Origin of the sequence: Pantoea sp. NGS-ED-1003 (assembly GCF_000738765.1) — a bacterium.
Lineage (GTDB): Bacteria > Pseudomonadota > Gammaproteobacteria > Enterobacterales > Enterobacteriaceae > Pantoea > Pantoea septica.
This window is the reverse complement of sequence record NZ_JPQA01000005.1, coordinates 245,616-271,146: the sequence shown is the minus strand read 5'-3', so window position 1 is coordinate 271,146 and position 25,531 is coordinate 245,616. Positions and strand designations below refer to the sequence as shown.

Genomic DNA, 25,531 nt, shown 5'->3' with positions numbered 1-25,531 from the left:
TGAATGGTCAGAAAGGCATTAATCGTACGGTTCAGGAAAGGGGCGGGCCATGCCGCCCTGTTGTAGAGATAAAAAGCGACGGGCCGACAGATGTCGGCCCGGAAACTCAGGAAACGTGCTGCAGGAACTCGCGCAGGCGATCGCTCGGCGGCTGGGTAATCAGCGCATCGGGATCGCCATCTTCCGCGATGGTGCCTTTATCGATAAAGATCAGGCGCGACGCGACTTTCTGCGCGAAGCCGACTTCATGGGTGACGATCACCATGGTCATGCCTTCTTCCGCCAGATCCTGCATCACCTTCAGCACCTCGTGGCGCAGTTCGGGATCTAGCGCGGAGGTCGGCTCGTCGAACAGCATCAGCTTCGGCTTTACCGCCAGCGCGCGGGCGATGGCGACGCGCTGCTGCTGGCCGCCGGAAAGCTCGGATGGAAAGTGGTGCGCGCGCTCGGCCAGGCCGACCTTCGCCAGCAGCTGGCGCGCCAGCGTATGCGCATCCTCTTTCTTCGCGCCGCGCACGCGAATCGGGCCAAAGGCTACGTTATCCAGCGCGCTCATCTGCGGGAACAGATGAAACTGCTGGAACACCATGCCCGCTTCCTGACGGATCAGACGCTCGTCTACTTTGGGATCGTTGACCTTCAGGCCGTCGACGATCAGATCGCCGCTGGTGATCTCTTCCAGCTTGTTGATGCAGCGCAGCAGCGTCGATTTGCCGGAGCCGGACGGCCCGATAATCACTACCACCTCGCCCTGATTAATCTTCAGGTTGATATCGTGCAGCACCTGGGTGGTGCCAAAGCTCTTTGAAACGTTTTTAAATTCAATCACAGGATTTTCATCCTTTTCTCGATGCGGCGCAGCACAAAGCTCAACACCAGCGTAATCACAAGGTAGATAATCGCCACAGCGCTCCAGATCTCCAGCGCGCGGAAGTTGCCGGCGATGATCTCCTGGCCCTGACGCGTCAGTTCCGCCATGCCGATAACGATAAACAGCGAGGTATCTTTGATGCTGACGATCCACTGGTTGCCGAGCGGCGGCAGCATGCGGCGCAGCGCCAGCGGCATAATCACGTAGCGCAGGGTTTCACGACGCGACAGCCCCAGCGCCAGGCCCGCTTCGCGGAAGCCTTTATTGATCGACAGCACCGCGCCGCGCGTGATCTCGGCGATATAGGCGCCAGAGTTGATCATGATGGTCACCACCGCAGCGGTGAAGGGATCGATGCGCAGATCGGGGAAGGCCATCGGCAGCGCGAAGTAGATAAACATCACCTGCACCACGATAGGGGTGCCGCGGATGATCTCAATAAAGACCAGCGCGAGGTTGTTAGCGATCCAGCCGCCGTAGGCGCGGGCGAAGCCGGCGACCAGGCCGATAATCAGCCCGCCGACCAGGCCGAGCACCGAGATCAGCAGGGTCATTTTCGCGCCTTCGATCAGCGCCGGCATCGCGGGCCAGATGACGCTCCAGTCAAACTCCATGGTGTGACTCCAGTTGTGTTGCGATGGAAAAAAGCAGGGCACGCGTCCCTGCTCAAAATAGAAACAAAAAATTATTATTTAGGTTCGCTGCCAAACCATTTTTTGTAGATCTGGTTGTAAGTGCCGTTCTCTTTCAGGGTCTTCAGCGCGCCGTTTACTTTCTCACGCAGCTCGTCGCTGCCTTTCGGGAACGCGACGCCGTACTGCTGCGCTTCGATAGAGTCGCCGACCGCTTTAAAGCGGCCTTTGCCTGCGGTGTTGATAAAGTAAAGGATGTTTGGCGTGTCGTGCAGCACCGCGTCGGCGCGGTTGGTGCCCAGCTCCATATAGGCGTTGTCGATATTCGGGAACTGACGCAGATCTTTGGTTTTGATATGCGCTTTAGCGTAATCGACCGAACCGGTGCCGCTCTTCACTGCAACCACTTTGCCATTCAGGTCGTCGATGCCTTTGATGTCGTTTTCATTGTTGCGAACCATCACCAGCAGACCGCTTTTGTAGTAGCCGTCAGAAAACTCGATCGCTTTTTTACGCTCGTCGGTAATGGTGATGCCCGCCAGCGCCAGGTCGATATTGCGCGTCTGCAGAGCAGGGATAATGCCGCTGAAGTCCATCGGCTTCAGGGTATAGTCCAGCTTCAGCTCTTTAGCGATGGCGTCCCACAGGTCGACGTCGAAGCCGACATACTTATCGCCCTGTTTGAATTCAAAAGGAACGAACGCGGTATCGGTGGCAACGATCAGTTTTTTTTCTGCTGCGGTGGAAGAGAGTGAGAAGGCCAGCGCCAGCGCGGCCACAGAGACTTTAAACAGTGACTTCATCATTTTTCCTTATTACTACCCGGCCTGAAGGCGGTGTTTACGGCTTACCATATGAAAAAATTATGCCAACTTTTCATTTTAACCACAATCAATGGGTTAAACCTGAAAGCTGACACGATTTTGCACAGGTAAAAACTTTTGCACCATAAACGATCACCAAAATGGTGCATAGGATTATTCTGGTGCAATGCACCTTTGCATGCGGCATTGGGCGAGGGAAGGAGAGGCGTTCAGAAATGTTATGGAGGTCAAAAAATAGTAATTTTGCTGTTAAGCGGGCATAAAAAAGGCGGGTTTCCCCGCCTGATGAGTGCATTCACACTTATTCGATGTTGGACTCGATAAACCACAGGAATTTATCCAGATCGCGCGATGCCGCAGTGAAGATATCTGCAGTGTCTTCGTCTTTCACTTCAGAGATCGCTTTACGGGTATCGTTCGCCACAATGGCGTAGCGATCGGCCAGCGCTTTCAGATGGTCCTGTACGCTGTGAATGTTCAGCGGATAGCTCTGCAGAGGCGTTCTGTCGTTAACGACCTGAGTGGTGCCCAGCGCCACGCCGCCTAACTGTACAACGCGTTCAGCAATGGTGTCCTGATGATCGGTAATGGTGGTACGGAAACCGTCCAGCATTTCATGCACGCCGATAAAGTTGGAGCCGCGCATATTCCAGTGCGCCTGCTTGGTGATCAGCGACAGATCGATAAATTCCACTACCAGACGGTTGAGCACCTCGATGGTGGCTTTTTTCTCGTCGTCAGCCACATCGTTACGGGTGTAAAGCAGATCGGAAGCGTTCGTTTTAACCAGTTTTGCGGTACTCATCGTATGAATCCTCTCTTTGATGGGTTGTCCTAATCAAGCACGGGAATAAGTATAGCAGCGCTTTAGGCGTTTGCAGGATTGAGCTTATCAATGGCTGAAATAGATAGCATTTACAGATAAAGAGTGAACGGCAATAACGGCCAGCAGATAAGCCGGTTGTAGCTGATTTAAGGAAAAATACTTAAATATTAAATATTTAGAATTTTACCTGGGTTGAGATCATACAGTATGTTTCAGAATGATAATAATAATGTTTACCATTGGTTAAAATAAAGCCGCCTGCTGCAGCTGAATATTATTCGCCTGCGTTAGACGCAGGCGGAATAATTTATTGCGGCGGCGGCGTGGATATTTCGACTTCTTTAAGCGCCTTATTTCTGGGCTTGAGCGTCAGCGTCGCACCGGCCGACGCCAGAATGATCGCCAGCAAACCCAGGCTCTGCGTCAGCGACAGCGTTTCACCCAGGAACAAAATGCCCGACAGCGCCGCTACCGCCGGTTCCAGGCTCATCAGCGTGCCGAAAATACGTGCTGGAAGGCGCGTCAGCGCCACCATTTCCAGTGCGTAGGGGATGGCGCTGGAGAGCAGGGCGACCAGCAGCGCGACGGGAATAACGCTCCAGTGCCAGATGCCGGGCTCGGCGAACGTCAGCCCCAGCGGCACGAAGATCGCGGAAGCGATTAAGGAGCCCATCGCCACGGTTGCCGGGCCGTGCTGCGCGCCGGCGCGCGGCCCCGCCAGAATATAGAGCGCCCAGCAGGCGCCCGCGCCCACCGCCAGCGCCGCGCCCAGCGGATCGATGGTTTTCATGCTGTCGCCGAACGGCAGCAGAAACCAGAGTCCGGCTACTGCCAGCACCACCCAGATGAAATCGAGCAGGCGGCGCGTGCCCAGCAGCGCCAGCGTCAGCGGCCCGGTAAACTCCAGCGCCACCGCGACGCCGAGCGGCACGGTGCGCAATGACAGGTAAAACAGAAAGTTCATACAGCCCAGCGCCAGCCCGTACAGCAGCAGCGGCAGACGCTGTTCGCGGGTAAAGCGCAGCCGCCAGGGTTTGAAAATCGCGCACAGCATCAACGTACCGAGGCCGAGACGCAGCGCGGTAATGCCGGTGGCGCCTACCGTAGGGAAAAGCGATTTAGCCAGCGAGGCGCCGCCCTGGAGCGACAGCATCGCTATCAGCAGTACGGCGACCGAGACGGCCGGAGCAGAGGTTTTACCCGAGAGAGAAAGTGACATCCTGTAAACGCGTCCTGATGATCGGCGGAAAGGCTTTATGAGGCCCAGTTTAATCGAAGCAGCAGTAAAAGCAGAGGAGACAATCAGGAAAATCCGCAGACGACTGAGCAAAAATCAGGCAATTTCAGGGCCAGTAGCGTAAAGAAATGTCAGGTTTTTTTAGGATTTAACTTAAAGGACAATTTTTATTGCGAGAAATTCATTGCAGTTTAATGACGAAAATCATAAGTAAAATGAATAGCATAGGATGCTTCATTAACTTTCTGTTACACCAAACATTCTGTTAGACAATAATTTGCGGGCAGAGTTTCTTGCTAAGTTTTGTTATATTTTCAGCGTTGTCAGGAGAGAAGTATTATCACATTTGAGGTGGTTATGAAAAAAATTGCATGTCTTTCAGCACTGGCTTGTGTTCTGGCAGTTTCTGCGGGTTCCGCAATGGCGCAGAGCACAGTCACCGGCGGTTACGCTCAGTCCGACTATCAGGGCGTGGCTAACAAAGCGAACGGTTTCAACCTGAAATACCGTTACGAAGACGGCTCTAACCCGCTGGGTTGGATCGGTTCTTTCACCTACACCGAAAAAGATCGCACTGATTCTGGCGTGTACAACAAAGGCCAGTACTACGGTTTCACCGCAGGTCCTGCTTACCGTCTGAACGACTGGGCGAGCATCTACGGCGTTGTAGGTATCGGCTACGGTAAATTCCAGCAGAACGAAACCACTTTCCGTTCTAACTCTGATTCCAGCGACGTGGGCTTCTCCTACGGTGCCGGTCTGCAGTTCAACCCGTACCAGCAGTTCGCTATTGACGTGGGTTACGAGCAGAGCCGTATCCGTAACGTCGACGTAGGCACCTGGATTGCTGGCGTAGGTTACAGCTTCTAAGTTTTGCTTAGACCAGTTGCAGAAAAAAACGGCCCTTTGCGGCCGTTTTTTTTATCCTTTTTTAGCGCGTCTTATTATCGGATCGGCGCAATCGCTTCGCTAAAGAAGGGAAATGGCGCTAAAAGGAGTGAGAAGGGCGAACAGCAAAGCAGCCCAGGCGAAAAGCAGAGGCTGCATCAGAAAGGTTGCGCGTCAGCCGCGCCAGATAAGATTTGGGCAGTTGCGACTGCTGCGTTTTTCGCCCAGCAGTTTTTCAACCAGCATCAGACGGAGCGAAAACGGGGAGCGGCTCAGCAGGCAAAGCCAGGATTTCAGCGTTGCGGATGAAGCCGGTTTTTCAGTCTGGAAGCATTTGCCGCAGTCAAGACAGCATTTCAGGGTGCTCATATCGACCTCCCAATCAGTAACGTCGTAATAGCAGGCAAAGACCGGCGATAAACAGGAGAAAAAGCAGTAATAACAGATAAGGATCCTGCACGATCGTCTCCTGATTGTCTGCGCGTTTGCCTACAATATCGACAAATATAGCACTGGCTATACCCTGTAGCCAATGCTATTTACGAAAAATTTGAGCTTCTTTGTGCCTGGTTTACAATGAGCGCAGCAAATCCGTCTCGCTGCGCGGGTGCGGAGAATAATAAAGAGGAAGCTGAATGAGTCGTCGTGCCAAAAGTGGGGCGTCCGCGTCGCCTGGACCCCTGAAAGATGTTGAAGAGCATGTCGAAGGATTTCGACAGGTTCGCGAAGCGCATCGTCGCGAACTGATCGATGACTACGTTGAGTTGATCTCAGATTTAATCGGTGAATTCGGCGAAGCGCGTCAGGTCGATATGGCAGCGCGTTTGGGCGTTTCGCAGCCTACCGTCGCCAAAATGTTGAAACGCCTCAGCAGCGCCGGGCTGGTGGAACAGGTTCCCTATCGCGGCGTCTTTCTGACCGGCGAGGGCGAGAAGCTGGCGGCGGAGAGTCGCGCCCGCCATCATATCGTCGAAACCTTTCTGCTTGCGCTGGGCATCAGCCCGGAAACCGCGCGTCGCGATTCCGAAGGCATCGAGCATCACGTCAGCGATGAAACGCTCGCTGTCTTCCAGAAGTTTTGCGAAAGCCGCCACTAATCACCGGACTCGCTACCATGCTCACCGTGCTGCGCCCTTTTTTGCATGATCGTATTCTGCATTTGCTGTTAGCGCTCGGCGCGGTGTTGCTGCTGCTGGCGAATTTCCGCTGGGCGGATCTGCCTGGCGCCGTCGACTGGCACACCATCGTCACGCTGACGGGGCTGCTGCTGTTAACCAAAGGGCTGGAGACCAGCGGCTACTTCGACGTGCTGGGCGCGCGCCTGATTGGCCGCTTCCGCCATGAACGCGCGCTGGCGCTGTTTATGGTGCTGGCCGCCGCGCTGCTCTCTACCTTTCTGACCAACGACGTGGCGCTGTTTATTCTGGTGCCGCTGACCCTGACGCTGCGTAAATATTCGCGCCTGCCTCTTTCGCGACTGATCATCTTTGAAGCGCTGGCGGTCAATGCCGGATCGCTGCTGACGCCGGTAGGCAATCCGCAAAATATCCTGCTGTGGAGTCACGGTAAGCTCAGCGTGGCCGGGTTCATCGGGCAAATGACGCCGCTGGCGGTCTGGCTGCTGGTGACGCTGCTGGCGCTGACGTGGTTCAGTTTTAAGCCGCGCGATATTCAAAAGCAGGGCAGCGACGAGACGCGCGACTGGCAGAAACCGCTGTTCGCCGTCAGCGTGCTGCTCTATCTGCTGTTCGTCGCCGCGCTGGAGTGGCAGATGACCGGCTGGGCGCTGCTGCTGATTATGGGCTGCTATCTGGTCATGGCGCGGAAGGTGCTGCTCGCCATCGACTGGAGTCTGCTGGCGGTCTTTATCGCCATGTTTATCGACGTCTATCTGCTCACCCATCTGCCGATGGTGCAGCGTCACTTCGACGCCGTGTCGCACTTCAGCGAAGGCGCAATTTACCTGCTGGCTATCGGCCTGTCGCAGGTTATCAGCAACGTGCCCGCCACCATTCTGCTGCTGCAGAAGATCCCGCCTTCCGACGTACTCGCCTGGGCGGTGAATATCGGCGGCTTCGGCCTGCTGCCCGGCTCGCTCGCCAACCTGATCGCGCTACGCATGGCGAAAGATCGCGCCGTCTGGTGGCAGTTCCATCTCTTCTCTATACCGATGCTCGCCTGGTCGATGCTGAGCGGCTGGCTGCTGCTACGCCTGCTGCACTAACTTCCGCTGCGCTTAAAAAAATGTTGCAGGTTGTGCCTCTTTTGTCGGGAAAGGTCAAGAAACGCTGGAAAATGTCAGTTTACCATCTACTGTTTATCTGACCTTTTATGCCCTGGAATTAGGGCGTTAGCTATGCGGAACTGACTATGAGCGAGAATGAAAAAGGCGAATCTCATCAGGATGATGCGAAGAAAAAGCAGGATCCATCCAGTGAGCAGTCTGACCAGAATAACGATGAGCCTGAACGTAAAAGACCCGGCAAAAAACCGCTGATCATTCTCGCCGTGGTGGTGGTGATCATGCTGATCGTCGGCTTCTGGTTCTGGTTCAGCACGCGCAATGAAGAGACCACCGACGATGCCTTTACCGAAGGCGACGCGGTCACCATCGCGCCCAAAGCCTCCGGCTACGTGGTAAAGCTGCTGGTTAAAGACAACCAGCGCGTAAGGAAAGGCGATCTGCTGGTGGAGATCGATCCGCGCGATACCCTGGCGCAGCGTGACCAGGCCAAAGCGCAGCTGGGTCTGGCGCAGGCGCAGCTCCATCAGGCGCAGGCGCAGCTGGCGCTGTCGAAGGTACAGTATCCGGCGCAGCGCGACCAGGCGCTGGCCGATCAGGCGAAAGCCCAGGCTAACCTGCTGAACGCCGAGGCGGACTATCGTCGTCAGCGCGGCGTCGATCCGCGCGCCACCAGCCAGCGCAATATCGATACCGCCGCCGCGCAGCTGCGTTCGGCCCAGGCGCAGCTGCAGAGCGCCAAAGCGCAGGTGGAAGTCGCCTCGCAGGTGGCGCTGCAAATTCGCCAGCAGGAAACCAACGTAGAAGCGCGACAACAGCAGGTCGCGCAGGCGCAGGCGCAGTTGAATACCGCTGAGCTGAATCTCTCCTATACCCAGGTGCGCGCGCCGTACGACGGCTTCGTCACCAAACGCAACGTGCAGCTCGGCACCCTGGTGCAGGCGGGCAGTTCGCTGTTTTCGCTGGTGTCGCCCGATATCTGGATCACCGCCAACTTTAAAGAGTCGCAGCTGGCGCGTATGAATCCAGGCGATAAAGTCGCGATTAGCGTCGACGCCTGGCCCGATATGGAGCTGGAAGGGCACGTCGACAGCATTCAGATGGGCTCGGGGTCGCGCTTCTCGACCTTCCCGGCAGAGAACGCTACCGGCAACTACGTGAAGATCGTCCAGCGCGTCCCGGTGAAAATCGTGATCGACAAAGGGCTGGATCCGAACCATCCGCTGCCGCTCGGCCTGTCGGTAGAACCTAAGGTCACCGTGGAATGAGTCAGGCGCAGAGCTGGCAACCTTCCAGCAATCCCTGGCTGGTGGCGGTGACCGTCACGCTGGCGGTGTTTATGGAGATCCTGGACACCACTATCGTTAACGTGGCGCTGCCTCATATTGCCGGTTCGCTCTCCTCCAGCTATGACGAATCTACCTGGGTGCTGACCTCTTATCTGGTGGCGAACGGCATCGTGCTGCCGATCTCCGCCTTTTTCAGCCGACTCTTCGGCCGTAAGCAGTTCTTCCTGATCTGCATCGTGATGTTCACCGTCTGCTCGTTCCTGTGCGGTATCGCCACCGAGCTATGGCAAATCATCCTGTTCCGCGTGCTGCAGGGCTTTTTTGGCGGCGGCCTGCAGCCGGTGCAGCAATCGGTGCTGCTCGACTACTTTAAGCCGGAAGATCGCGGTAAGGCGTTCGGCCTCTCTTCTATTGCCATTATTGTCGCGCCCGTTATCGGACCGACGCTGGGCGGCTGGATCACCGATAACTACAGCTGGCGCTGGGTCTTCTTTATCAATATCCCGGTCGGCATCCTGACGGTGCTGGCGATCTACCAGCTGCTGGAAGATCCACCCTGGGAGCGCAAGTGGGCGAAAGGGCGGCTGAAGATCGACTATATCGGCATCGGGCTGATTACGCTGGGACTCGGCTGTTTGCAGGTCTTTCTCGATCGCGGCGAAGATGAAGACTGGTTCGCCTCGCACTTTATCGTGCTGTTCGCCACTCTGGCGCTGGTCGGTATCGTCGGCGCAGTCTACTGGCTGATGTATGCGCGTAAGCCGGTGGTGGATATTCTGGTGATGAAAGACCGCAATTTCTGGGTCTCCGGGCTGTTGATGGCGGGCATGGCAATGATCCTCTACGGCAGCTCCGTGGTGCTGCCGCAGCTGGCGCAGCAGGATCTCGGCTACACCGCGACCTGGTCGGGACTGGTGCTGTCGCCGGGCGCAGTCTTAATTGTGCTCACCATCCCGCTGGTGCTCGCCCTGATGCCGCGCGTGCAGACGCGTTACATCATCGCCTTCGGCTTTACCTGCCTGGCGCTGGCGTTTATGTACTCCTCGACCCTGACACCGGATGTCGATTTTAAAACGCTGGTGCTGATGCGCAGCGCGCAGTCTATCGGGCTGGGTTTTCTGTTTGTGCCGCTGACCACCATCGCGTTCATTACTATTCCGCAGCGCCTCAACGCCGACGCTTCGGCGCTGTTTACCATGTTCCGCAACGTGGCGGGCTCTATCGGCATTTCGCTTTCGACCGCGGCGATCACCGAGCGCGAGCAGGTGCGCTCGGCGCATATGGTGCACAACATGACGCCGCTGAACGAACAGTTCAACATCACCGTGCAGCACTGGGCGCAGGCGATCCGCGACTTTACCTCGGCGGTGGGCGATCCCGCCACGCTGGCGGCCGGTCAGCTCTATCAGGAGATGGTGGCGCAGTCGCGCATTCTGGCGTACATCGACGTCTTTACGGGCCTGAGTATCGTTGCCCTGATCTTGATTCCATTTTGTTGGCTGCTGTCGCCGATTAAGAGCGAAGGCAGCGCAGGAGCACACTGACATGAAGGTTATCTCTACACGCTCGCTGGCGAGACCGCTCAGCCTGTTGACGCTGGCGCTCTGGCTGGCGGGCTGCGCCGTCGGTCCCGATTATGAGGCGCCGAAGCCGCAGCTGCCCGGCGGTTACCACCTGATGGACGCGCAGCAGGCGTCGAAAACCGCGCCCGGCGCCGTTAATACGCGCTGGTGGCAAACCTTTAACGATCCGCAGCTCAACAGCCTTATCGACCGCGCCGTCGAGGGCAACCTGACGCTGCAGCAGGCGGTGCTGCGCATCGCGGGCGCGCGGCAGGAGCTGGCGCAGGCGCGCGGCGGTCTCTTTCCCAGCCTGAACGGCAGCGCGAAAGTCACGCGTCAGCAGCTGGGGCTGGAAGGCCTGCTGAAAGCGAACGGCGCCACCGACCAGCTAGACAGCGAGACCGCCAGCCAGCTCAGCAGCCTGGAACAGCCGGTGACGCTCTATCAGGGCAGCTTTGACGCCAGCTGGGAGCTGGATCTCTGGGGTAAAGTGCGCCGTCAGGTCGAACTGGCCGATGCGCAAACTCAGGCGGCTATTGAACAGCGCAACGACGCGCTGGTCTCGCTGGAGGCGGAGGTGGCGCGCGCTTATCTGCAGCTGCGCGGCGCGCAGGCGACGGTCGCCACGCTGGAGCAGCAGATTGCGGTGGCGCAGCAGAGCTGGGAGCTGACGCAAAGCCAGCAGCGCAACGGACTGGCGCCGCTTACCGATGTAGAGAATGCGCGCGCGCAGCTTAGTTCACTGCAGGCGCAGCTGCCGCAGTATCAGTCTCAGGCGCGCCAGGCGATGAACGGGCTGGCGGTGCTGCTGGGCAAAACGCCCGGCGCGCTGGATAACGAGCTCTTTGCGCCCAAAGCGATGCCCGCCTTGCCGCAGATCGTGCCGGTCGGCATTCCCGCCACGCTGGCGCGCCGCCGACCCGATATTCGTCAGGCGGAGGCGACGCTGCACGCGCAGACGGCGAATATCGGCGTGTCGGTGGCGCAGCTCTTTCCCAGCCTGTCGCTTACCGGGCAGCTCGGGGTGCGCAATACCGACGTCAGCTATCTCGACAACTGGAGCAGCCACTTCTATTCCGTCGGCCCCTCGCTGTCGATTCCCATTTTTCAGGGCGGTCGTCTGGTCTCCAGCGTGAAGCTGGCGCGCGCCCAGCAGGCGAGTGCGGCGCTCGACTATCGTCAGACGGTGCTTACCGCGCTGCAGGATGTAGAAAACGCGCTGGTGAGCTATCGCGCCGATCAGGCGCGGGTCACGGCGCTGGATGAAACCACCGGGTCGCTGCAGCGCGCCTTCGATTTGGCCAGCGACAGCTATCGTCAGGGCATCTCAACTTTTATCGACGTGCTGGACGCGCAGCGTCAGCTGGCGCAGGCGCAGGAACAGGCGACCCAGGCGCGCATGCAGAGCGCGCTCGATTTAGTGGCGCTCTATAAAGCGCTGGGCGGCGGCTGGGAAACTTACCAGAATGTTACGCTGCCGCAGTTCGACGTTTTCGGCCCGGCCGCCAGCTAACGCTTTCTCTCTGCTTACGGCTGCGGCATCTGTCGCAGCCGCTCTCCACAGCCACGCCGCTATTAATGAAATAAAAATTTCTTTTTATCGCCTTGATGCGTTTTACGCACGGCGCAATTAACGGTGCCAGGTAAAGGCTTACGGCGCATAAATGTGATCTATCAGGCAAAAATAAGCGGAGCCTATGATTCACCACGCAAAACTAATATTTCATATTTTATATTTGCGATAAAAATAATCTATTTTCACTGGACATCTGCACACCATCGGGAGAAGACATGTCCAGAGAATCCTACCTTACGCTGAATAAAGCCTCAGGGCCGAACAGCAACGCCCGCACCGAACCTTTTGTTAAAGTCATCGCCGTGGTCGCTACGCTTGGCGGGCTGCTGTTTGGCTACGACACCGGCGTGATCTCGGGTGCGCTGCTGTTTATGGGCCCGGAACTCCATCTGACGCCGTTTACCACCGGTCTGGTGACCAGCAGCCTGCTGTTTGGCGCGGCCTTTGGCGCGCTGCTCTCCGGTCATTTCGCGGCAGCGGCCGGACGGAAAAAAATTATTCTGGTTTTGGCCGTGATCTTCGCCATGGGCGCCCTGGGCACCTCGATGGCGCCAGATGTGGCCTGGATGATTTTCTTCCGTCTGGTGCTGGGCGTCGCCGTCGGCGGCGCGGCGGCCACCGTACCGGTCTATATCGCGGAAATCGCGCCGGCGAACCGACGCGGCCAGCTGGTGACGCTCCAGGAGCTGATGATCGTCTCCGGCCAGATGCTGGCCTATATCTCCAACGCCGGTTTCAACGCCGCCTGGGGCGGTGAAACGACCTGGCGCTGGATGCTGGCGGTAGCGACGCTGCCGGCGGTACTGCTTTTCTTCGGCATGATGTTTATGCCAGACACGCCGCGCTGGTACGCGATGAAAGGGCGCCTGGCCGATGCGCGCCGGGTGCTGGAGCGGACCCGCGCTCGCCAGGACGTTGAATGGGAACTGACGGAAATAGAAGAGACGCTGACGGAAGAGCAGCAGCAGCGCCCGCGGCTGAGCGAGCTGCGCAAACCCTGGCTGTTCAAGCTCTTTTTGATCGGTATGGGTATTGCGGTCATTCAGCAGCTAACGGGCGTCAATACCATTATGTATTACGCACCGACCATGCTGAAAGCGGTCGGCATGGATGACAGCGCGGCGCTGTTCGCCACGATCGCCAACGGTGCTATCTCAGTGTTAATGACCTTTGTCGGCATCTGGCTGCTGGGAAAAATGGGGCGGCGAACGCTGACCATGACTGGACAGTTCGGCTGCACCGCCTGCCTGGTTTTTATCGGCGCAGTGACGCTGTTGATGCCGGAAACCGTTAATGGGCAACCTGATATGTGGCGCAGCTATATGGTGCTGTTCGGCATGCTGCTGTTTTTAAGTTTTCAGCAGGGCGCGTTATCGCCGGTCACCTGGCTGCTGCTGTCGGAAATATTCCCAACGCGTCTGCGCGGTATTTTTATGGGCGGCGCGGTATTCGCTATGTGGATCGCCAATTTCCTTATTTCGCTAATGTTTCCGGTGCTGCTGGCAAGCGTCGGTCTGGCAGGTGCTTTCTTTATCTTTGCGCTGGTGGGTATTGCGGGCGCGATATTTGTCATTAAGTGCGTACCGGAAACGCGTAATCGTAGTCTGGAGCAGATTGAACACTATCTGCATGAAACCCTCTCGCGCGATGATGAGATTGTGCGCGAACCCCTGAGACGGCCGGCAAATAAAACATCATAATAAAAGGTTATCAATTTGAGTCTGAGCCGGCGCCCGCGCCGGCTTTTTTTTATCCATTCGTGCCGAAGATTAACCTTTTCATGCTCGCTTACGCTTAAACTCCCCGCAGGCGTCTTACATGAACCGAGCAGGCACTATTTGTAAAATATCATCTGAAAAGCACTTTATATCGCCTTTTATCCTCAGGCTGCGAGCTATTAAACCCTTCAACCTTCAATGAAAACGATTTCAGCCGCGCGCTTTTATCCAGACGTGCACTGTTAATTCACCGTTAATAACACCGTGAGAATTCCCTTAAGTTTCTGCTACGAAATTTTACCTGCGCGCTTCGGAATTTTCTGGAGTAGAAAATTAATTTATTTTTTTATTTGAATTGGGTAATCTTGTCGCTACAGTTTTATTAAACCCCTTAGTCAAGGACAGTATAATGAGTGACGCATTTAAAGTTCTGAACAACATTCGCACATTACGTGCTCAGGCACGCGAACTGCCATTGAGCGACCTGGAAGAAATTCTGGAAAAATTAACCGTCGTCGTCACAGAACGTCGTGAAGAAGTGGAAGCTGAAGAAGCGCAAAACCGCGAAAAAGAAGAAAAGCTCTCTAAATATCGCGAAATGCTGTTGGCTGACGGTATCGACCCGAACGAATTACTGGGCGCGCTGGAAACCGGTAAAAAACGCGCCAAGCGCGCGCCGCGTCCCGCCAAGTATTCTTATACCGACGAAAACGGCGAAGTAAAATCCTGGACCGGCCAGGGCCGTACTCCAGCGGCAATTAAAAAGGCGCTCGATTCCGGCAAAAGCCTTGACGATTTCCTGATCGGCTAAATTTACCCAATCCTTGCAAGTGGGAGCCGGTGGCCTGAACAGCCACCGGCTTTTTATTTTTCCCCCACTGCCAGCGGCTTGCCTCAGGCCGCACGCCTGGCGCTGGCATGCGTAAGGCGATGTCTGGCATAATGGCCGCCGTTTTTCCCCTCACTCAGCCATAAAGGTCAATGCCGTGTTAGTAAGCAGCAATATCACCATGCAGTTTGGCAGCAAGCCACTGTTCGAAAATATCTCCGTAAAATTTGGCGGCGGTAATCGTTACGGTTTAATCGGTGCAAACGGCAGCGGTAAATCCACCTTTATGAAAATCCTCGGCGGCGATCTGGCGCCCACCGGCGGTAATGTCTCTTACGATCCCAACGAGCGCATCGGCAAGTTAAGACAGGACCAGTTCGCGTTTGAACAATATAGCGTGCTGGACACCGTCATCATGGGTCACCATGAATTGTGGGAAGTAAAGCAGGAGCGCGACCGCATATATGCTTTGCCGGAAATGAGCGAAGAGGAAGGCTATAAAGTCGCAGACCTTGAAGCGCTTTACGGCGAAATGGATGGCTACAGCGCCGAGTCGCGCGCTGGCGAGTTATTACTCGGCGTTGGCATCCCGGTTGAACAGCATTATGGCCCGATGAGCGAAATTGCGCCGGGCTGGAAATTACGCGTGCTGCTGGCGCAGGCGTTATTTTCAAATCCTGATATTTTGTTACTGGACGAACCAACCAACAACCTGGATATTGATACTATCCGCTGGCTGGAGCAGGTGCTGAACGAGCGTGAAAGCACCATGATCATCATTTCGCACGACCGTCACTTCCTGAATATGGTTTGTACGCATATGGCGGATCTCGATTACGGCGAATTACGCGTATATCCAGGCAACTATGACGAGTATATGACGGCGGCTACCCAGTCGCGCGAACGTTTATTAGCAGACAACGCCAAGAAAAAAGCGCAGATCGCCGAGCTGCAGTCTTTCGTCAGCCGCTTTAGCGCCAACGCCTCTAAATCGCGTCAGGCGACGTCGCGCGCGAAACAAATTGATAAAATCAAGCTGGATGAAGTTAAAGCGTCCAGCCGTCAAAACCCGTTTATTCGTTTTGAACAAGACAAGAAGCTGTTCCGTAATGCGCTGGAAGTCGAAGCGCTTACCAAAGGTTTTGATAACGGTCCGCTGTTTAAAAATCTCAATCTGCTGCTTGAAGTGGGCGAAAAGCTGGCGGTTATCGGCGCGAACGGTATTGGTAAATCCACGCTGCTGAAAACGCTGGTAGGCGAACTTGAGCCAGACAGCGGCAGCGTTAAATGGTCGGAAAATGCGCGCATCGGTTATTACGCGCAGGATCACGCCGCCGACTTCGCCGACGACCTTAGCGTCTTCGACTGGATGAGCCAGTGGAAGCAGGAAGGGGATGACGAGCAGGCGGTGCGCAGCATTCTGGGTCGTCTGCTGTTCAGCCACGACGACATCAAAAAACCGGCGAAGGTGCTGTCGGGCGGGGAAAAGGGGCGCATGCTGTTCGGCAAGCTGATGATGCAGAAACCCAATATCCTGATTATGGACGAACCGACCAACCACCTGGATATGGAGTCGATCGAGTCGCTGAATATGGCGCTGGAGATGTATGAAGGCACGCTGATTTTCGTTTCGCACGACCGTGAATTCGTCAGCTCGCTGGCGACGCGCGTGCTGGAGATCAAAGAGGACCGCGTGGTGGACTTTACCGGCACCTACGAAGACTATCTGCGCAGTCAGGGTATTTACTAAGGCCGCCGGATCCTTCTGACAGACGACGAAGAACGCTAATAAGCGGGTGGCGTGGACCGAAGAGCAAAGCGTCCCGCGCCATGGATGGCGCGGGCCGAGCGAGCAGGGATGCGTAAAGCGACTTTGCGATCGGTCCACGCCACTTGCGTTAGCGCAAAACAGGCAGACAGCTTAATTGAGGGCATAAAGGGGATAGCGTAAGCTATCCCCTTTATTATTTACCACAGACTTCGCAGTGCGCATCCTGCGCCACCTTCACGCTGCGGAATTCCGCGCTCATCGCATCATACATCAGCAGCCGCGAGGAGGCGGGCGTGCCGAAGGCCGTCAACACTTTAATCGCCTCCATCGCCTGCATGGCGCCAATCACCCCGACCAGCGGCGCCATCACGCCCGCTTCGACGCAGCTGAGCGTCTGCTCGCCGAACAGGCGGCTAATACAGCGATAGCAGGGCGTGCCCGGCTGCCAGGTAAAGACGCTAATCTGGCCTTCCATACGGATCGCCGCGCCGGAAACCAGCGGCACGCCACGCGACCGACACAGGCGGTTCAGCTGTTCGCGGATCTGCACGTTGTCGGTACAGTCGAGCACCACCTGATGGCTGGCGATCAGCGTCTCAAGCGCCTCATCTTCCAGCATGCCGTTAACGGTATCGATATGCACATGCGGGTTGATGGCGGACAGACTCTCCGCCGCCGAGTCGACCTTGGCGCGGCCAATATCCGCGTCGTGATGCAGGATCTGACGCTGCAGATTCGACAGCGCGACGGTATCGAAATCGAGCAGGGTCAGCGCGCCGACGCCCGCCGCGGCCAGATAAGGCGACGCCGCGCAGCCCAGCCCGCCGAGACCGACAATCAGCGCGCGGCTCGCTTTGAGCTTCTCCTGACCATCGAAGTCGAAGCCGCGCAGCACAATCTGGCGGTTATAGCGCAGCATCTCTTTATCGCTGAGTTCAGGCAGCATTATCCCTCCAGCAGCGCGTTGAAGGGCTCCACCTCGACCCATTCGCCCGGCTCGACCGCGCCGCGATCGCGCTCCAGCACGATAAAGCAGTTGGCGGCGGCGAACGAGCTAAATACGTGCGAGCCCTGATGGCCGGTACTGTGCACCTCCAGCTCGCCGTCCGCGCCGCGGCGCATGATGCCGCGCTGGAAATCGAGGCGGCCGGGTGATTTTTTCAGGCGTGAGGCGGCGCGCGCGCGCAGACGCGGCGGCAGCGGCGATTCGCGCTGGCCGGTCAGGGCGGCGAGCAGCGGCTGCACCAGCTGATAGAAGGTGACGGCGGCCGACACCGGATTGCCCGGCAGCCCGCAGAACCAGCTGCTGGCGAGACGGCCGAAGGCGAAAGGCTTGCCCGGCTTGATGGCCAGCTTCCAGAAGGTAATGACGCCCAGCTCGTCCAGCATAGCTTTAGTGAAATCCGCTTCGCCCACTGACACGCCGCCGGTGCTGATCACCACGTCGGCCTGCCGATCCGCCTCTGCGAAAGCGTGACGCAGCGCCTGCGGATCATCTTTGATGATGCCCAGGTCGATCACCTCGCAGCCGAGCTTGCGCAGCATCAGCGAGACGGCAAAACGGTTAGTGTCGTAGATCTGACCCGGCGCCAGCGGCTGGCCGACCGGCTGCAGCTCGTCGCCGGTGGAGAAAACCGCGACGCGCAGCTTGCGCAGCACGCTGACCTCGGCCAGGCCGAGCGAGGCGAGCAGCGGCAGCTCTGCCGCGCCGAGGCGCACGCCTGCCGCCAGCACCGGCTGGTCGCGACGGATATCTTCGCCGATCAGGCGGATATTTTGTCCCGCCCGCACCGGCGCGTTAATCACAATGCCGTCCTCGACCTCGCGCGTCTCTTCCTGCATCACCACCGCTTCGCAGCCTGGCGGCACCGGCGCGCCGGTCATAATGCGCACCGCGCTGCCCGCCGGCCAGTCGCCGTCAAAAGGGGCGCCGGCAAAGGCTTTGCCGGCGATCTTCAGCGGTCGATCGGATTGAATATCGGCCAGCCGCACGGCGTAGCCGTCCATCGCCGAGTTATCAAACGGGGGCACGTCGATCGGCGAGGTGACCGGCAAGGCGGTAATGCGGCCGGCCGCGTCCGCCAGCGGCACGCTGACGCGATCGCGCAGAGGCTGAAGCTGCGCCAGCATTTTCGCCTGCGCCTCTTCCAGAGAAATTAATCCTGCGGTAAAGCTTTCCATCGTATTAGCAACCTGAGTAAAGACAGTTGCTGACTATTATGGTGCTAATTGCCAGCGGAGTCACATTTCCGCCGCGGCATAAGCCACAATAAAAGGTTATGGCTGACGCGCCAGTTTCCCCTTTACAAGCTTTGACAGGCTTTCTATAGTCAAAAATCATTTAAATTGGCTGAAAACCATTTTAAATCAGTGTTTTCACTCCGGTAAAAGGACAGGGCAAGCGTTATGGTTAAAGCAGTCATCGCCATTCACGGTGGGGCAGGCGCCATTACGCGCTCGGCAATGAGCGCAGAAAAAGAGCAGGCGTATCGTCAGGCGCTGAGCGATATCCTTAGCGCGGGACAGCAGATGCTGGCGCAGGGTGCCAGCGCGCTGGACGCCGTGACCGAAGCGGTGCGGCAGCTGGAAGAGTGCCCGTTGTTCAACGCTGGCAAGGGCGCGGTGTTCACCCATCAGGGCACGCACGAGCTGGACGCCTGCGTAATGGACGGCCGCACGCTGGCGGTAGGCGCGGTGGCAGGCGTGTCGCGCCTGCGCAATCCGGTGCTGGCGGCGCGCAAGGTGCTGGAATCGAGTCCGCACGTGCTCTTTATCGGCGCGGGCGCGGAGCAGTTCGCGCGGGATAACGGGCTGGAAGAGGTCGATCCCGCTTTCTTTTCGACGCCGGAACGCTGGGAGCAGCTTCAGCGCGCGCTGGCCAGCGACGAGATGGTGCTGGATCACGACGGCGCGGCGAAATCGGACGACCCGCTCCATCCCGACCGTAAATTCGGCACTGTCGGCGCGGTGGCGATCGATGCGGAGGGCAACCTTGCCGCCGCCACCTCGACCGGCGGCATGACCAACAAACAGGCGGGCCGCGTCGGCGATTCGCCGCTGCCGGGTGCAGGCTGCTACGCCAGCAACGATACGGTGGCGGTCTCCTGCACCGGTACGGGTGAAGTCTTTATTCGCACCCTGGCGGCCTACGATATCGCCGCGCAGATGCGCTACGGCGGCCATTCGCTGCAGCAGGCGTGCGTTAACGTCATTCACGACGCCATTCCTGAGCTGGGCGGCAGCGGCGGCCTGATCGCTATCGACCGCTTCGGCAACGTGGCGCTGCCGTTCAATAGCGAAGGCATGTACCGCGGCGTCGCGCGCGTGGGCGAAGAGATTGAGGTCGGCATCTACCGCGAAGGCTAAGGAGCAGGCATGACGCAGCAAATGGCGCCGGATCAGGTTCTGGCGGTACGCAATCTCAACGTGCGCTTCAGCCATGAAGGGCGCGTGACGCACGCGGTGCGCGACCTGTCGCTCGAGGTGCAGCGTGGCGAAACCCTGGCAATCGTCGGCGAGTCCGGCTCCGGCAAATCGGTCACCTCGCTGGCGCTGATGCGGCTGATCGAACAGGCGGGCGGCGAGGTCAGCGGCGATATAGTGCTGCGCCGCCGCAGCGGCGAGCTGCTGGATGTGACGCGCGCAGCGCCAGGCGTGATGCGCCGCGTGCGCGGCGCCGACATGGCGATGATTTTTCAGGAGCCGATGACCTCGCTCAACCCGGTTTTCACCGTTGGCGAGCAGATCGCCGAATCGATCCGCCTGCATCAGGGCAAAAGCCATCAGCAGGCGCTGGCGGAAGCGCGCCGTATGCTCGATCTGGTGCGCATTCCCGAAGCGCAGGGCGTGCTGTCGCGCTATCCGCATCAGCTCTCCGGCGGCATGCGCCAGCGTGTGGTGATCGCCATGGCGCTGTCGTGCCGTCCCGCGCTGCTGATCGCCGATGAGCCGACCACGGCGCTCGACGTCACCATTCAGGCGCAAATCCTGCAGCTGATCCGCGTGCTGCAAAAAGAGATGCAGATGGGGGTGATTTTTATCACCCACGATATGGGCGTGGTGGCTGAAATGGCGGACCGCGTCCAGGTGATGTACCGCGGCGACGTGGTGGAGAGCGCGCCGGTGCAGCAGCTGTTCGACGCGCCGCAGCAGCCCTATACCCAGGCGCTGCTGGCGGCGGTGCCGAAGCTCGGCGCGATGAGCGGCCAGCCGCTGCCCGCGCGTTTTCCGCTGCTGCGCGCCGGCGGTCAGGCGGAGCCGGAGACGCCGCAGGATACTGTGCGTCGCGACCTCGAGCCGATTTTGCAGGTGCGCGAACTGGTGACGCGCTTCGATATTCGCGGCGGCCTGCTTAACCGCGTGAAGCGTCGCGTACACGCGGTAGAGAAGGTGAGCTTCGATCTCTACGCCGGCGAGACGCTGGCGCTGGTAGGCGAATCGGGCTGCGGCAAATCCACCACCGGGCGTTCGCTGCTGCGGCTGGTGGCGAGCCAGGGCGGCACCATTACCTTCAACGGCCAGCGCATCGACAGGCTCGCCGGCTCGGCGCTGGCGCATCTGCGGCGCGATATCCAGTTTATCTTTCAGGATCCCTACGCCTCGCTCGATCCGCGTCTGACGGTGGGCTTCTCTATTATGGAGCCGCTGCTGGTGCATAAGGTGATGCCGCGCCGCGAGGCGGAACAGCGCGTCGCCTGGCTGCTGGAAAAGGTGGGGCTGCTGCCGGAGCACGCGCAGCGCTATCCCCACGAATTCTCCGGCGGCCAGCGCCAGCGCATCTGCATCGCGCGCGCGCTGGCGCTCAATCCCAAAGTGGTTATCGCCGATGAGTCGGTGTCGGCGCTTGACGTATCGATTCAGGCGCAGATCGTCAATCTGATGCTCGATCTGCAGCGCGAATTCGGCATCGCCTTCCTGTTTATTTCGCACGATATGGCCGTTGTCGAACGCATCAGCCATCGCGTGGCGGTTATGTATCTGGGACAAATCGTTGAAATGGGGCCGCGCCAGGCGGTGTTCGAGCAGCCGCGCCACCCCTATACCCGCAAGCTGATGGCCGCCGTGCCGGTGGCGGATCCGGCGCATCGCCGGCGCGAACGCGCGCTGATGGTGGATGAAATACCCAGCGCCGTGCGCGCGCTGGGCGACGAGCCTGAAGTCGCGCCGCTGATGGAGGTGGCGCCAGGCCATTTCGTCGCGCGCCACGCTATCAGCAGCACCTGACATCACAATCACACTAAGCAGGGATACAGGAGAACACGATGCACAACGCAATGCGTAAAGGGTTACTGGCTGCGGGCGTGATGAGCGCCATGGCGGCGCTGCCCGCCTGGGCGGCAAAAGACGCGGTTATCGCCGTCGGGTCCAACTTCACCACGCTCGATCCTTACGACGCCAACGACACGCTGTCGCAGGCGGTGGCGAAATCGTTCTATCAGGGGCTGTTCGGCTTCGATAAAGAGATGAAGCTGACCAACGTGCTGGCGGAAAGCTATCAGGCAAGCCCGGACGGCCTGACCTACACCATTAAGCTGCGCCCAGGGATTAAATTCCAGGACGGCACTGACTTCAACGCCGAAGCGGTCAAGGTTAACCTGGAGCGCGCCAGCAATCCGGATAACCACCTTAAGCGCTATAACCTGTTTAAATATATCGCCACCACCGAGGCCGTCGATCCCACTACGGTGAAGATCACCCTGAAGCAGCCTTTTTCAGCCTTTATCAACAATCTGGCGCACCCGGCCGCCGCGATGATTTCGCCCACCGCGCTGAAGAAATATGGCAAAGAGATCGGCTTTCACCCGGTCGGCACCGGCCCGTATGAGCTGGTAACCTGGAACCAGACCGACTACGTGAAGGTGAAAAAGTGGGACGGCTACTGGAAGAAGGGCTATCCGAAGCTCGACAGCATTACCTGGCGCCCGGTAGTGGACAACAACACGCGCGCGGCGATGCTGCAGACCGGCGAAGCGAACTTCGCGTTCCCGATCCCCTTCGAGCAGGCCAAACTGCTGGAGAAGAACGCGAAGCTGAAGGTGGTGACCTCGCCGTCGATCATGCAGCGCTATATCAGCCTGAACGTCACCCAGAAGCCGTTCGATAACCCGAAAGTGCGTGAGGCGCTAGAGTACGCCATCAACCGCGAGGCGCTGACTAAAGTCGCCTTTGCCGGCTACGCGACGCCGGCGACCGGCATAGTGCCGCCGTCGATCGACTTTGCGCAGCGCTACCCGGCGATTCAGTATAACCCGGCCAAAGCGCGCGAGCTGCTGAAGGAAGCGGGCTACCCCAACGGCTTTGAGACTACGCTCTGGTCATCGCATAACCACAGCACCGCGCAAAAAGTGCTGCAGTTTACCCAGCAGCAGCTGGCGCAGGTGGGCGTGAAGGTCAAAGTGACGGCGATGGACGCTGGCCAGCGCGCCGCCGAGGTGGAGAGTAAAGGACAGAAAGAGAGCGGCGTCCGCATGTTCTACACCGGCTGGTCCGCCTCTACCGGCGAAGCCGACTGGGCGCTGACGCCGCTATTCGCCACCACCTCCTGGCCGCCGGCGATCTTCAATACCGCCTTCTACAGCAATCCGCAGGTGGATAAAGATCTGGCCGATGCGCTGAAGACCACCGATCGCGAGCGTAAAGCCAGCCTGTATAAAGATGCGCAGGATAAGATCTGGAACGATCATCCGTGGATCCCGCTGGTGGTGGAGCAGCTGGTTTCCGCCAACACCGCGTCGCTGACCGGGTTTTACGTGATGCCCGATACCTCATTCAGCTTTGACGAGGCCGACCTGAAGTAACCCGATCGGCCAGCCCGCGCGGGCTGGCCGCCGCTGCGCAGGATTTCGCATGCTTAACTATTTTATTAAACGTCTGCTCGGGCTGATCCCGACGCTGCTGATTGTCGCGGTGCTGGTGTTCCTGTTTGTGCACCTGCTGCCAGGCGATCCGGCGCGCCTGATCGCCGGTCAGGACGCCGACGCCACGGTGGTGGCGCTGGTGCGCCAGGAGCTGGGTCTGGATCAGCCGCTGCCGCAGCAGTTCTGGCACTTTATTCTGAATGCGCTGCAGGGCGACTTCGGCCATTCGCTGGTGTCGAAGCGGCCGGTCGCCGAGGAGATCGCCACCCGCTTTATGCCGACGCTGTGGCTGACGCTGGCCAGCATGATCTGGGCGGTGATTTTCGGCATGACGATCGGCATCGTCTCCGCCGTGTGGCGCAACCGCTGGCCCGATCGCCTCGGCATGACGCTGGCGGTTTCGGGCATTTCCTTTCCCGCCTTCGCGCTCGGCATGCTGCTGATGCAGGTTTTTTCGGTGGAGCTGGGCTGGCTGCCGACCGTCGGCGCCGACAGCTGGCGGCACTATATTCTGCCGTCGATTACGCTGGGCGCCGCCGTGGCGGCGGTGATGGCGCGCTTTACCCGCGCCTCGTTCGTCGAGGTGATGCAGGAAGACTATATGCGCACCGCGCGCGCCAAAGGGGTGCGCGAATCGCTGGTGGTGGTCAAACACGGCCTGCGCAACGCCATGATCCCGGTGGTCACCATGATGGGCCTGCAGTTCGGCTTTCTGCTCGGCGGCTCGATCGTGGTGGAGGTGGTCTTCAACTGGCCTGGCCTCGGCCGCCTGCTGGTGGATTCGGTGGAGATGCGCGACTACCCGGTGATCCAGGCCGAAGTGCTGCTCTTCTCGCTGGAGTTCATCCTGATTAACCTGATTGTCGATCTGCTCTATGCGGCAATCAATCCCGCTATTCGCTACAGGTAAGGAGTCGCAATGAAAAACTGGCGACGCGAAGCGGTGCTGAAAAGCCTGCCGCTGACGACGGAAAATCGGGTTCGTACGCCCTGGAGCGAGTTCTGGCGACGCTTTCGTCGCCAGCCGGTGGCGATGACCGCCGGGCTGTTCGTGCTGCTGCTGATCGTGCTGGCGTTTATCGCGCCGCTGATTGCGCCGTTCGACGCTGAGAACTATTTCGACTACGACCGGCTCAATCAGGGGCCTTCGCTGATGCACTGGTTCGGCGTCGATGCGCTGGGCCGCGATATCTTCAGCCGCGTGCTGGTCGGCACCCGCATCTCGCTGATCGCCGGCTTCTTTTCGGTGGCGATCGGCGCGGCCATCGGCACCTTCTTCGGCCTGCTGGCGGGCTACTACGAGGGCGCCTGGGATCGCGTCACCATGCGCATCTGCGACGTGCTGTTCGCCTTTCCCGGCATTCTGCTGGCGATTGCCGTGGTGGCGATTATGGGCAGCGGCATGAGCAACGTGATTATCGCGGTGGCTATTTTCAGCATTCCGGCGTTCGCCCGCCTGGTGCGCGGCAATACGCTGGTGCTGAAGCATCAGACCTATATCGAGTCGGCGCGCAGCATCGGCGCGTCCGACGCCACCATTCTACTCAGGCATATTCTGCCCGGCACGGTGTCCTCTATCGTGGTCTACTTCACCATGCGCATCGGCACCTCGATTATTACCGCCGCCAGCCTGTCGTTTCTCGGACTGGGCGCGCAGCCGCCGACGCCGGAGTGGGGCGCGATGCTCAACGAGGCGCGCGCCGATATGGTACTGGCGCCGCACGTGGCGATTTTTCCCAGTCTCGCGATTTTTCTCACGGTTTTAGCATTTAATTTGCTTGGCGACGGGCTACGCGACGCACTCGATCCTAAACTCAAGACATGAAAAAATTCGATTACGAGCAGGACTTTAAAACCATCGACTTCCGCAAACAGCCGGAGCGCTATCAGGTCGGGCGCGGCGAGCAGGGCGTGCTGATGGTAGAGCCCTATAAAAGCGAAATCTTGCCGCACTGGCGCTTCCGCACCGTGCCGATCGCCGAAGCATCGGCGGCGAAGATCATGGAGCTGTTTGAAGCCTACCGCGCGCAGGATGATTTTGTCGGTATGGATATGGCGCGCAAGTTCATCCAGATGGGCTATACCCGCGCGCGCCGCTACAGCAATCACAAGGGCGGGCGCAAGTACGACGCCGACGGCAACGAGCTGCCGCGCGGCGTCGACGAAGAAAAGGCCGCTGCGGCGGCCGTTTTCAAAGCCTACTGGGATCGCCTGCGCGAAGATGAAGATTACCTGACGCGCAAGCAGGCGCATCAGAAGCTGTACGGTTAAATCCATCATGCCAGCGATCGGCTGAATTTCGCCATCCATCCTACCTGACGCTGGCCTCATTCGGCACGTCGGCGATTGCGCGTGCGCGTTTTCGTCGCGTTTCGCCTGAAATTGCCGTGCTTTTTGTGGGGGAATTAT

The 25,531-nt window shown here is 58.6% G+C and carries 23 protein-coding genes; 15 read left to right on the top strand and 8 right to left on the bottom strand.

What is annotated here, in order from left to right:
- Positions 1–106: 106 nt before the first annotated feature.
- From glnQ to rhtA, 5 genes are all read right to left on the bottom strand, one after another.
- A complete protein-coding gene (gene glnQ / locus JS46_RS12190; RefSeq protein ID WP_033751456.1) occupies positions 107–829 on the bottom strand; it encodes a glutamine ABC transporter ATP-binding protein GlnQ in 723 nt (240 codons plus the stop codon).
- Positions 826–1,485, bottom strand: coding sequence for a glutamine ABC transporter permease GlnP (glnP, locus tag JS46_RS12185; RefSeq protein WP_033751454.1), 660 nt, complete (start codon positions 1,483–1,485; stop codon positions 826–828). Before glnP ends, glnQ begins: the two co-directional genes overlap by 4 nt.
- Before the next feature lie 74 nt (positions 1,486–1,559).
- Entirely contained in the window at positions 1,560–2,306 is a 747-nt protein-coding gene (gene glnH, locus JS46_RS12180) for a glutamine ABC transporter substrate-binding protein GlnH (protein ID WP_033751452.1), read from the bottom strand.
- A 322-nt stretch (positions 2,307–2,628) separates the two neighbouring features.
- Complete coding sequence (gene dps, locus JS46_RS12175; protein WP_033751449.1) at positions 2,629–3,132, bottom strand: DNA starvation/stationary phase protection protein Dps; 504 nt, start codon at positions 3,130–3,132, stop codon at positions 2,629–2,631.
- Positions 3,133–3,460: 328 nt separating this feature from the next.
- The gene (gene rhtA, locus JS46_RS12170; protein ID WP_033751447.1) at positions 3,461–4,372 is read right to left on the bottom strand and encodes a threonine/homoserine exporter RhtA; all 912 of its coding nucleotides are present in this window, start codon (positions 4,370–4,372) and stop codon (positions 3,461–3,463) included.
- A gap of 375 nt (positions 4,373–4,747) precedes the next feature.
- Between rhtA and ompX the strand changes: the two genes are divergently transcribed.
- Complete coding sequence (gene ompX / locus JS46_RS12165) at positions 4,748–5,260, top strand: outer membrane protein OmpX (RefSeq protein WP_033751446.1); 513 nt, start codon at positions 4,748–4,750, stop codon at positions 5,258–5,260.
- Between the two features lie 192 nt (positions 5,261–5,452).
- Here ompX and JS46_RS12160 read toward each other — a convergent pair whose 3' ends face one another.
- Positions 5,453–5,647 (bottom strand): hypothetical protein, encoded by a 195-nt coding sequence (locus JS46_RS12160; RefSeq protein WP_033751444.1) that lies wholly within the window; start codon positions 5,645–5,647, stop codon positions 5,453–5,455.
- Positions 5,648–5,913: 266 nt separating this feature from the next.
- On the opposite strand from JS46_RS12160, the gene mntR reads away from it, so the two are divergent.
- The 8 genes from mntR (at position 5,914) to JS46_RS12120 (ending at position 16,244) form a co-directional block, all read left to right on the top strand.
- The gene (gene mntR / locus JS46_RS12155) at positions 5,914–6,375 is read left to right on the top strand and encodes a manganese-binding transcriptional regulator MntR (protein ID WP_033751442.1); all 462 of its coding nucleotides are present in this window, start codon (positions 5,914–5,916) and stop codon (positions 6,373–6,375) included.
- A gap of 17 nt (positions 6,376–6,392) precedes the next feature.
- Positions 6,393–7,502, top strand: coding sequence for an SLC13 family permease (locus JS46_RS12150; protein ID WP_033751440.1), 1,110 nt, complete (start codon positions 6,393–6,395; stop codon positions 7,500–7,502).
- A 146-nt stretch (positions 7,503–7,648) separates the two neighbouring features.
- On the top strand, positions 7,649–8,788 hold the full coding sequence (locus JS46_RS12145) for an HlyD family secretion protein (RefSeq protein ID WP_033751438.1): 1,140 nt from the start codon (positions 7,649–7,651) through the stop codon (positions 8,786–8,788).
- Entirely contained in the window at positions 8,785–10,353 is a 1,569-nt protein-coding gene (locus JS46_RS12140; protein ID WP_033751435.1) for a DHA2 family efflux MFS transporter permease subunit, read from the top strand. The genes JS46_RS12145 and JS46_RS12140 overlap by 4 nt, the downstream gene beginning before the upstream one ends.
- Before the next feature lies 1 nt (position 10,354).
- The gene (locus tag JS46_RS12135; protein ID WP_033751432.1) at positions 10,355–11,884 is read left to right on the top strand and encodes an efflux transporter outer membrane subunit; all 1,530 of its coding nucleotides are present in this window, start codon (positions 10,355–10,357) and stop codon (positions 11,882–11,884) included.
- Positions 11,885–12,162: 278 nt separating this feature from the next.
- The gene (locus tag JS46_RS12130; protein ID WP_033751429.1) at positions 12,163–13,647 is read left to right on the top strand and encodes a sugar porter family MFS transporter; all 1,485 of its coding nucleotides are present in this window, start codon (positions 12,163–12,165) and stop codon (positions 13,645–13,647) included.
- Between the two features lie 427 nt (positions 13,648–14,074).
- Positions 14,075–14,476, top strand: a complete 402-nt coding sequence (locus tag JS46_RS12125; protein WP_033751426.1) for an H-NS family nucleoid-associated regulatory protein — start codon at positions 14,075–14,077, stop codon at positions 14,474–14,476.
- Positions 14,477–14,651: 175 nt separating this feature from the next.
- On the top strand, positions 14,652–16,244 hold the full coding sequence (locus JS46_RS12120; protein ID WP_033751423.1) for an ABC-F family ATPase: 1,593 nt from the start codon (positions 14,652–14,654) through the stop codon (positions 16,242–16,244).
- A gap of 214 nt (positions 16,245–16,458) precedes the next feature.
- Here JS46_RS12120 and moeB read toward each other — a convergent pair whose 3' ends face one another.
- Together moeB and moeA are read right to left on the bottom strand one after the other, a co-directional pair.
- Positions 16,459–17,211, bottom strand: coding sequence for a molybdopterin-synthase adenylyltransferase MoeB (moeB, locus tag JS46_RS12115; RefSeq protein WP_033751420.1), 753 nt, complete (start codon positions 17,209–17,211; stop codon positions 16,459–16,461).
- The gene (gene moeA / locus JS46_RS12110; RefSeq protein ID WP_033751418.1) at positions 17,211–18,446 is read right to left on the bottom strand and encodes a molybdopterin molybdotransferase MoeA; all 1,236 of its coding nucleotides are present in this window, start codon (positions 18,444–18,446) and stop codon (positions 17,211–17,213) included. The genes moeB and moeA overlap by 1 nt, the downstream gene beginning before the upstream one ends.
- A gap of 225 nt (positions 18,447–18,671) precedes the next feature.
- Between moeA and JS46_RS12105 the strand changes: the two genes are divergently transcribed.
- Genes JS46_RS12105 through JS46_RS12080 form a run of 6 tightly spaced genes read left to right on the top strand, consistent with a single transcriptional unit; the run spans position 18,672 to position 25,393 of the window.
- A complete protein-coding gene (locus tag JS46_RS12105) occupies positions 18,672–19,631 on the top strand; it encodes an isoaspartyl peptidase/L-asparaginase family protein (protein ID WP_033751414.1) in 960 nt (319 codons plus the stop codon).
- 9 nt (positions 19,632–19,640) lie between these two features.
- On the top strand, positions 19,641–21,488 hold the full coding sequence (gene gsiA / locus JS46_RS12100; protein WP_033751412.1) for a glutathione ABC transporter ATP-binding protein GsiA: 1,848 nt from the start codon (positions 19,641–19,643) through the stop codon (positions 21,486–21,488).
- Positions 21,489–21,526: 38 nt separating this feature from the next.
- Entirely contained in the window at positions 21,527–23,062 is a 1,536-nt protein-coding gene (gene gsiB, locus JS46_RS12095; RefSeq protein WP_033751410.1) for a glutathione ABC transporter substrate-binding protein GsiB, read from the top strand.
- 49 nt (positions 23,063–23,111) lie between these two features.
- On the top strand, positions 23,112–24,032 hold the full coding sequence (gsiC, locus tag JS46_RS12090) for a glutathione ABC transporter permease GsiC (RefSeq protein ID WP_033751407.1): 921 nt from the start codon (positions 23,112–23,114) through the stop codon (positions 24,030–24,032).
- A gap of 9 nt (positions 24,033–24,041) precedes the next feature.
- Positions 24,042–24,947 carry a glutathione ABC transporter permease GsiD gene (gene gsiD, locus JS46_RS12085; RefSeq protein WP_033751404.1) on the top strand — a complete coding sequence of 302 codons (906 nt, stop codon included), beginning with the start codon at positions 24,042–24,044 and terminating at the stop codon, positions 24,945–24,947.
- On the top strand, positions 24,944–25,393 hold the full coding sequence (locus tag JS46_RS12080) for a DUF4385 domain-containing protein (RefSeq protein WP_033751401.1): 450 nt from the start codon (positions 24,944–24,946) through the stop codon (positions 25,391–25,393). The genes gsiD and JS46_RS12080 overlap by 4 nt, the downstream gene beginning before the upstream one ends.
- The last annotated feature ends 138 nt before the right edge of the window (positions 25,394–25,531 follow it).

Bases quoted from the DNA above. Each gene is read 5' to 3' on its own strand.
- gsiA (WP_033751412.1), top strand. From the start codon at position 19,641: ATGACGCAGCAAATGGCGCCGGATCAGGTTCTGGCGGTACGCAATCTC.
- mntR (WP_033751442.1), top strand. From the start codon at position 5,914: ATGAGTCGTCGTGCCAAAAGTGGGGCGTCCGCGTCGCCTGGACCCCTG.
- JS46_RS12125 (WP_033751426.1), top strand. From the start codon at position 14,075: ATGAGTGACGCATTTAAAGTTCTGAACAACATTCGCACATTACGTGCT.
- dps (WP_033751449.1), bottom strand. From the start codon at position 3,132: ATGAGTACCGCAAAACTGGTTAAAACGAACGCTTCCGATCTGCTTTAC.
- glnH (WP_033751452.1), bottom strand. From the start codon at position 2,306: ATGAAGTCACTGTTTAAAGTCTCTGTGGCCGCGCTGGCGCTGGCCTTC.
- gsiC (WP_033751407.1), top strand. From the start codon at position 23,112: ATGCTTAACTATTTTATTAAACGTCTGCTCGGGCTGATCCCGACGCTG.
- ompX (WP_033751446.1), top strand. From the start codon at position 4,748: ATGAAAAAAATTGCATGTCTTTCAGCACTGGCTTGTGTTCTGGCAGTT.
- JS46_RS12150 (WP_033751440.1), top strand. From the start codon at position 6,393: ATGCTCACCGTGCTGCGCCCTTTTTTGCATGATCGTATTCTGCATTTG.
- JS46_RS12105 (WP_033751414.1), top strand. From the start codon at position 18,672: ATGGTTAAAGCAGTCATCGCCATTCACGGTGGGGCAGGCGCCATTACG.
- moeB (WP_033751420.1), bottom strand. From the start codon at position 17,211: ATGCTGCCTGAACTCAGCGATAAAGAGATGCTGCGCTATAACCGCCAG.
- glnP (WP_033751454.1), bottom strand. From the start codon at position 1,485: ATGGAGTTTGACTGGAGCGTCATCTGGCCCGCGATGCCGGCGCTGATC.
- JS46_RS12130 (WP_033751429.1), top strand. From the start codon at position 12,163: ATGTCCAGAGAATCCTACCTTACGCTGAATAAAGCCTCAGGGCCGAAC.
- JS46_RS12140 (WP_033751435.1), top strand. From the start codon at position 8,785: ATGAGTCAGGCGCAGAGCTGGCAACCTTCCAGCAATCCCTGGCTGGTG.
- rhtA (WP_033751447.1), bottom strand. From the start codon at position 4,372: ATGTCACTTTCTCTCTCGGGTAAAACCTCTGCTCCGGCCGTCTCGGTC.
- gsiB (WP_033751410.1), top strand. From the start codon at position 21,527: ATGCACAACGCAATGCGTAAAGGGTTACTGGCTGCGGGCGTGATGAGC.
- JS46_RS12160 (WP_033751444.1), bottom strand. From the start codon at position 5,647: ATGAGCACCCTGAAATGCTGTCTTGACTGCGGCAAATGCTTCCAGACT.
- JS46_RS12145 (WP_033751438.1), top strand. From the start codon at position 7,649: ATGAGCGAGAATGAAAAAGGCGAATCTCATCAGGATGATGCGAAGAAA.
- moeA (WP_033751418.1), bottom strand. From the start codon at position 18,446: ATGGAAAGCTTTACCGCAGGATTAATTTCTCTGGAAGAGGCGCAGGCG.
- gsiD (WP_033751404.1), top strand. From the start codon at position 24,042: ATGAAAAACTGGCGACGCGAAGCGGTGCTGAAAAGCCTGCCGCTGACG.
- JS46_RS12135 (WP_033751432.1), top strand. From the start codon at position 10,355: ATGAAGGTTATCTCTACACGCTCGCTGGCGAGACCGCTCAGCCTGTTG.
- JS46_RS12080 (WP_033751401.1), top strand. From the start codon at position 24,944: ATGAAAAAATTCGATTACGAGCAGGACTTTAAAACCATCGACTTCCGC.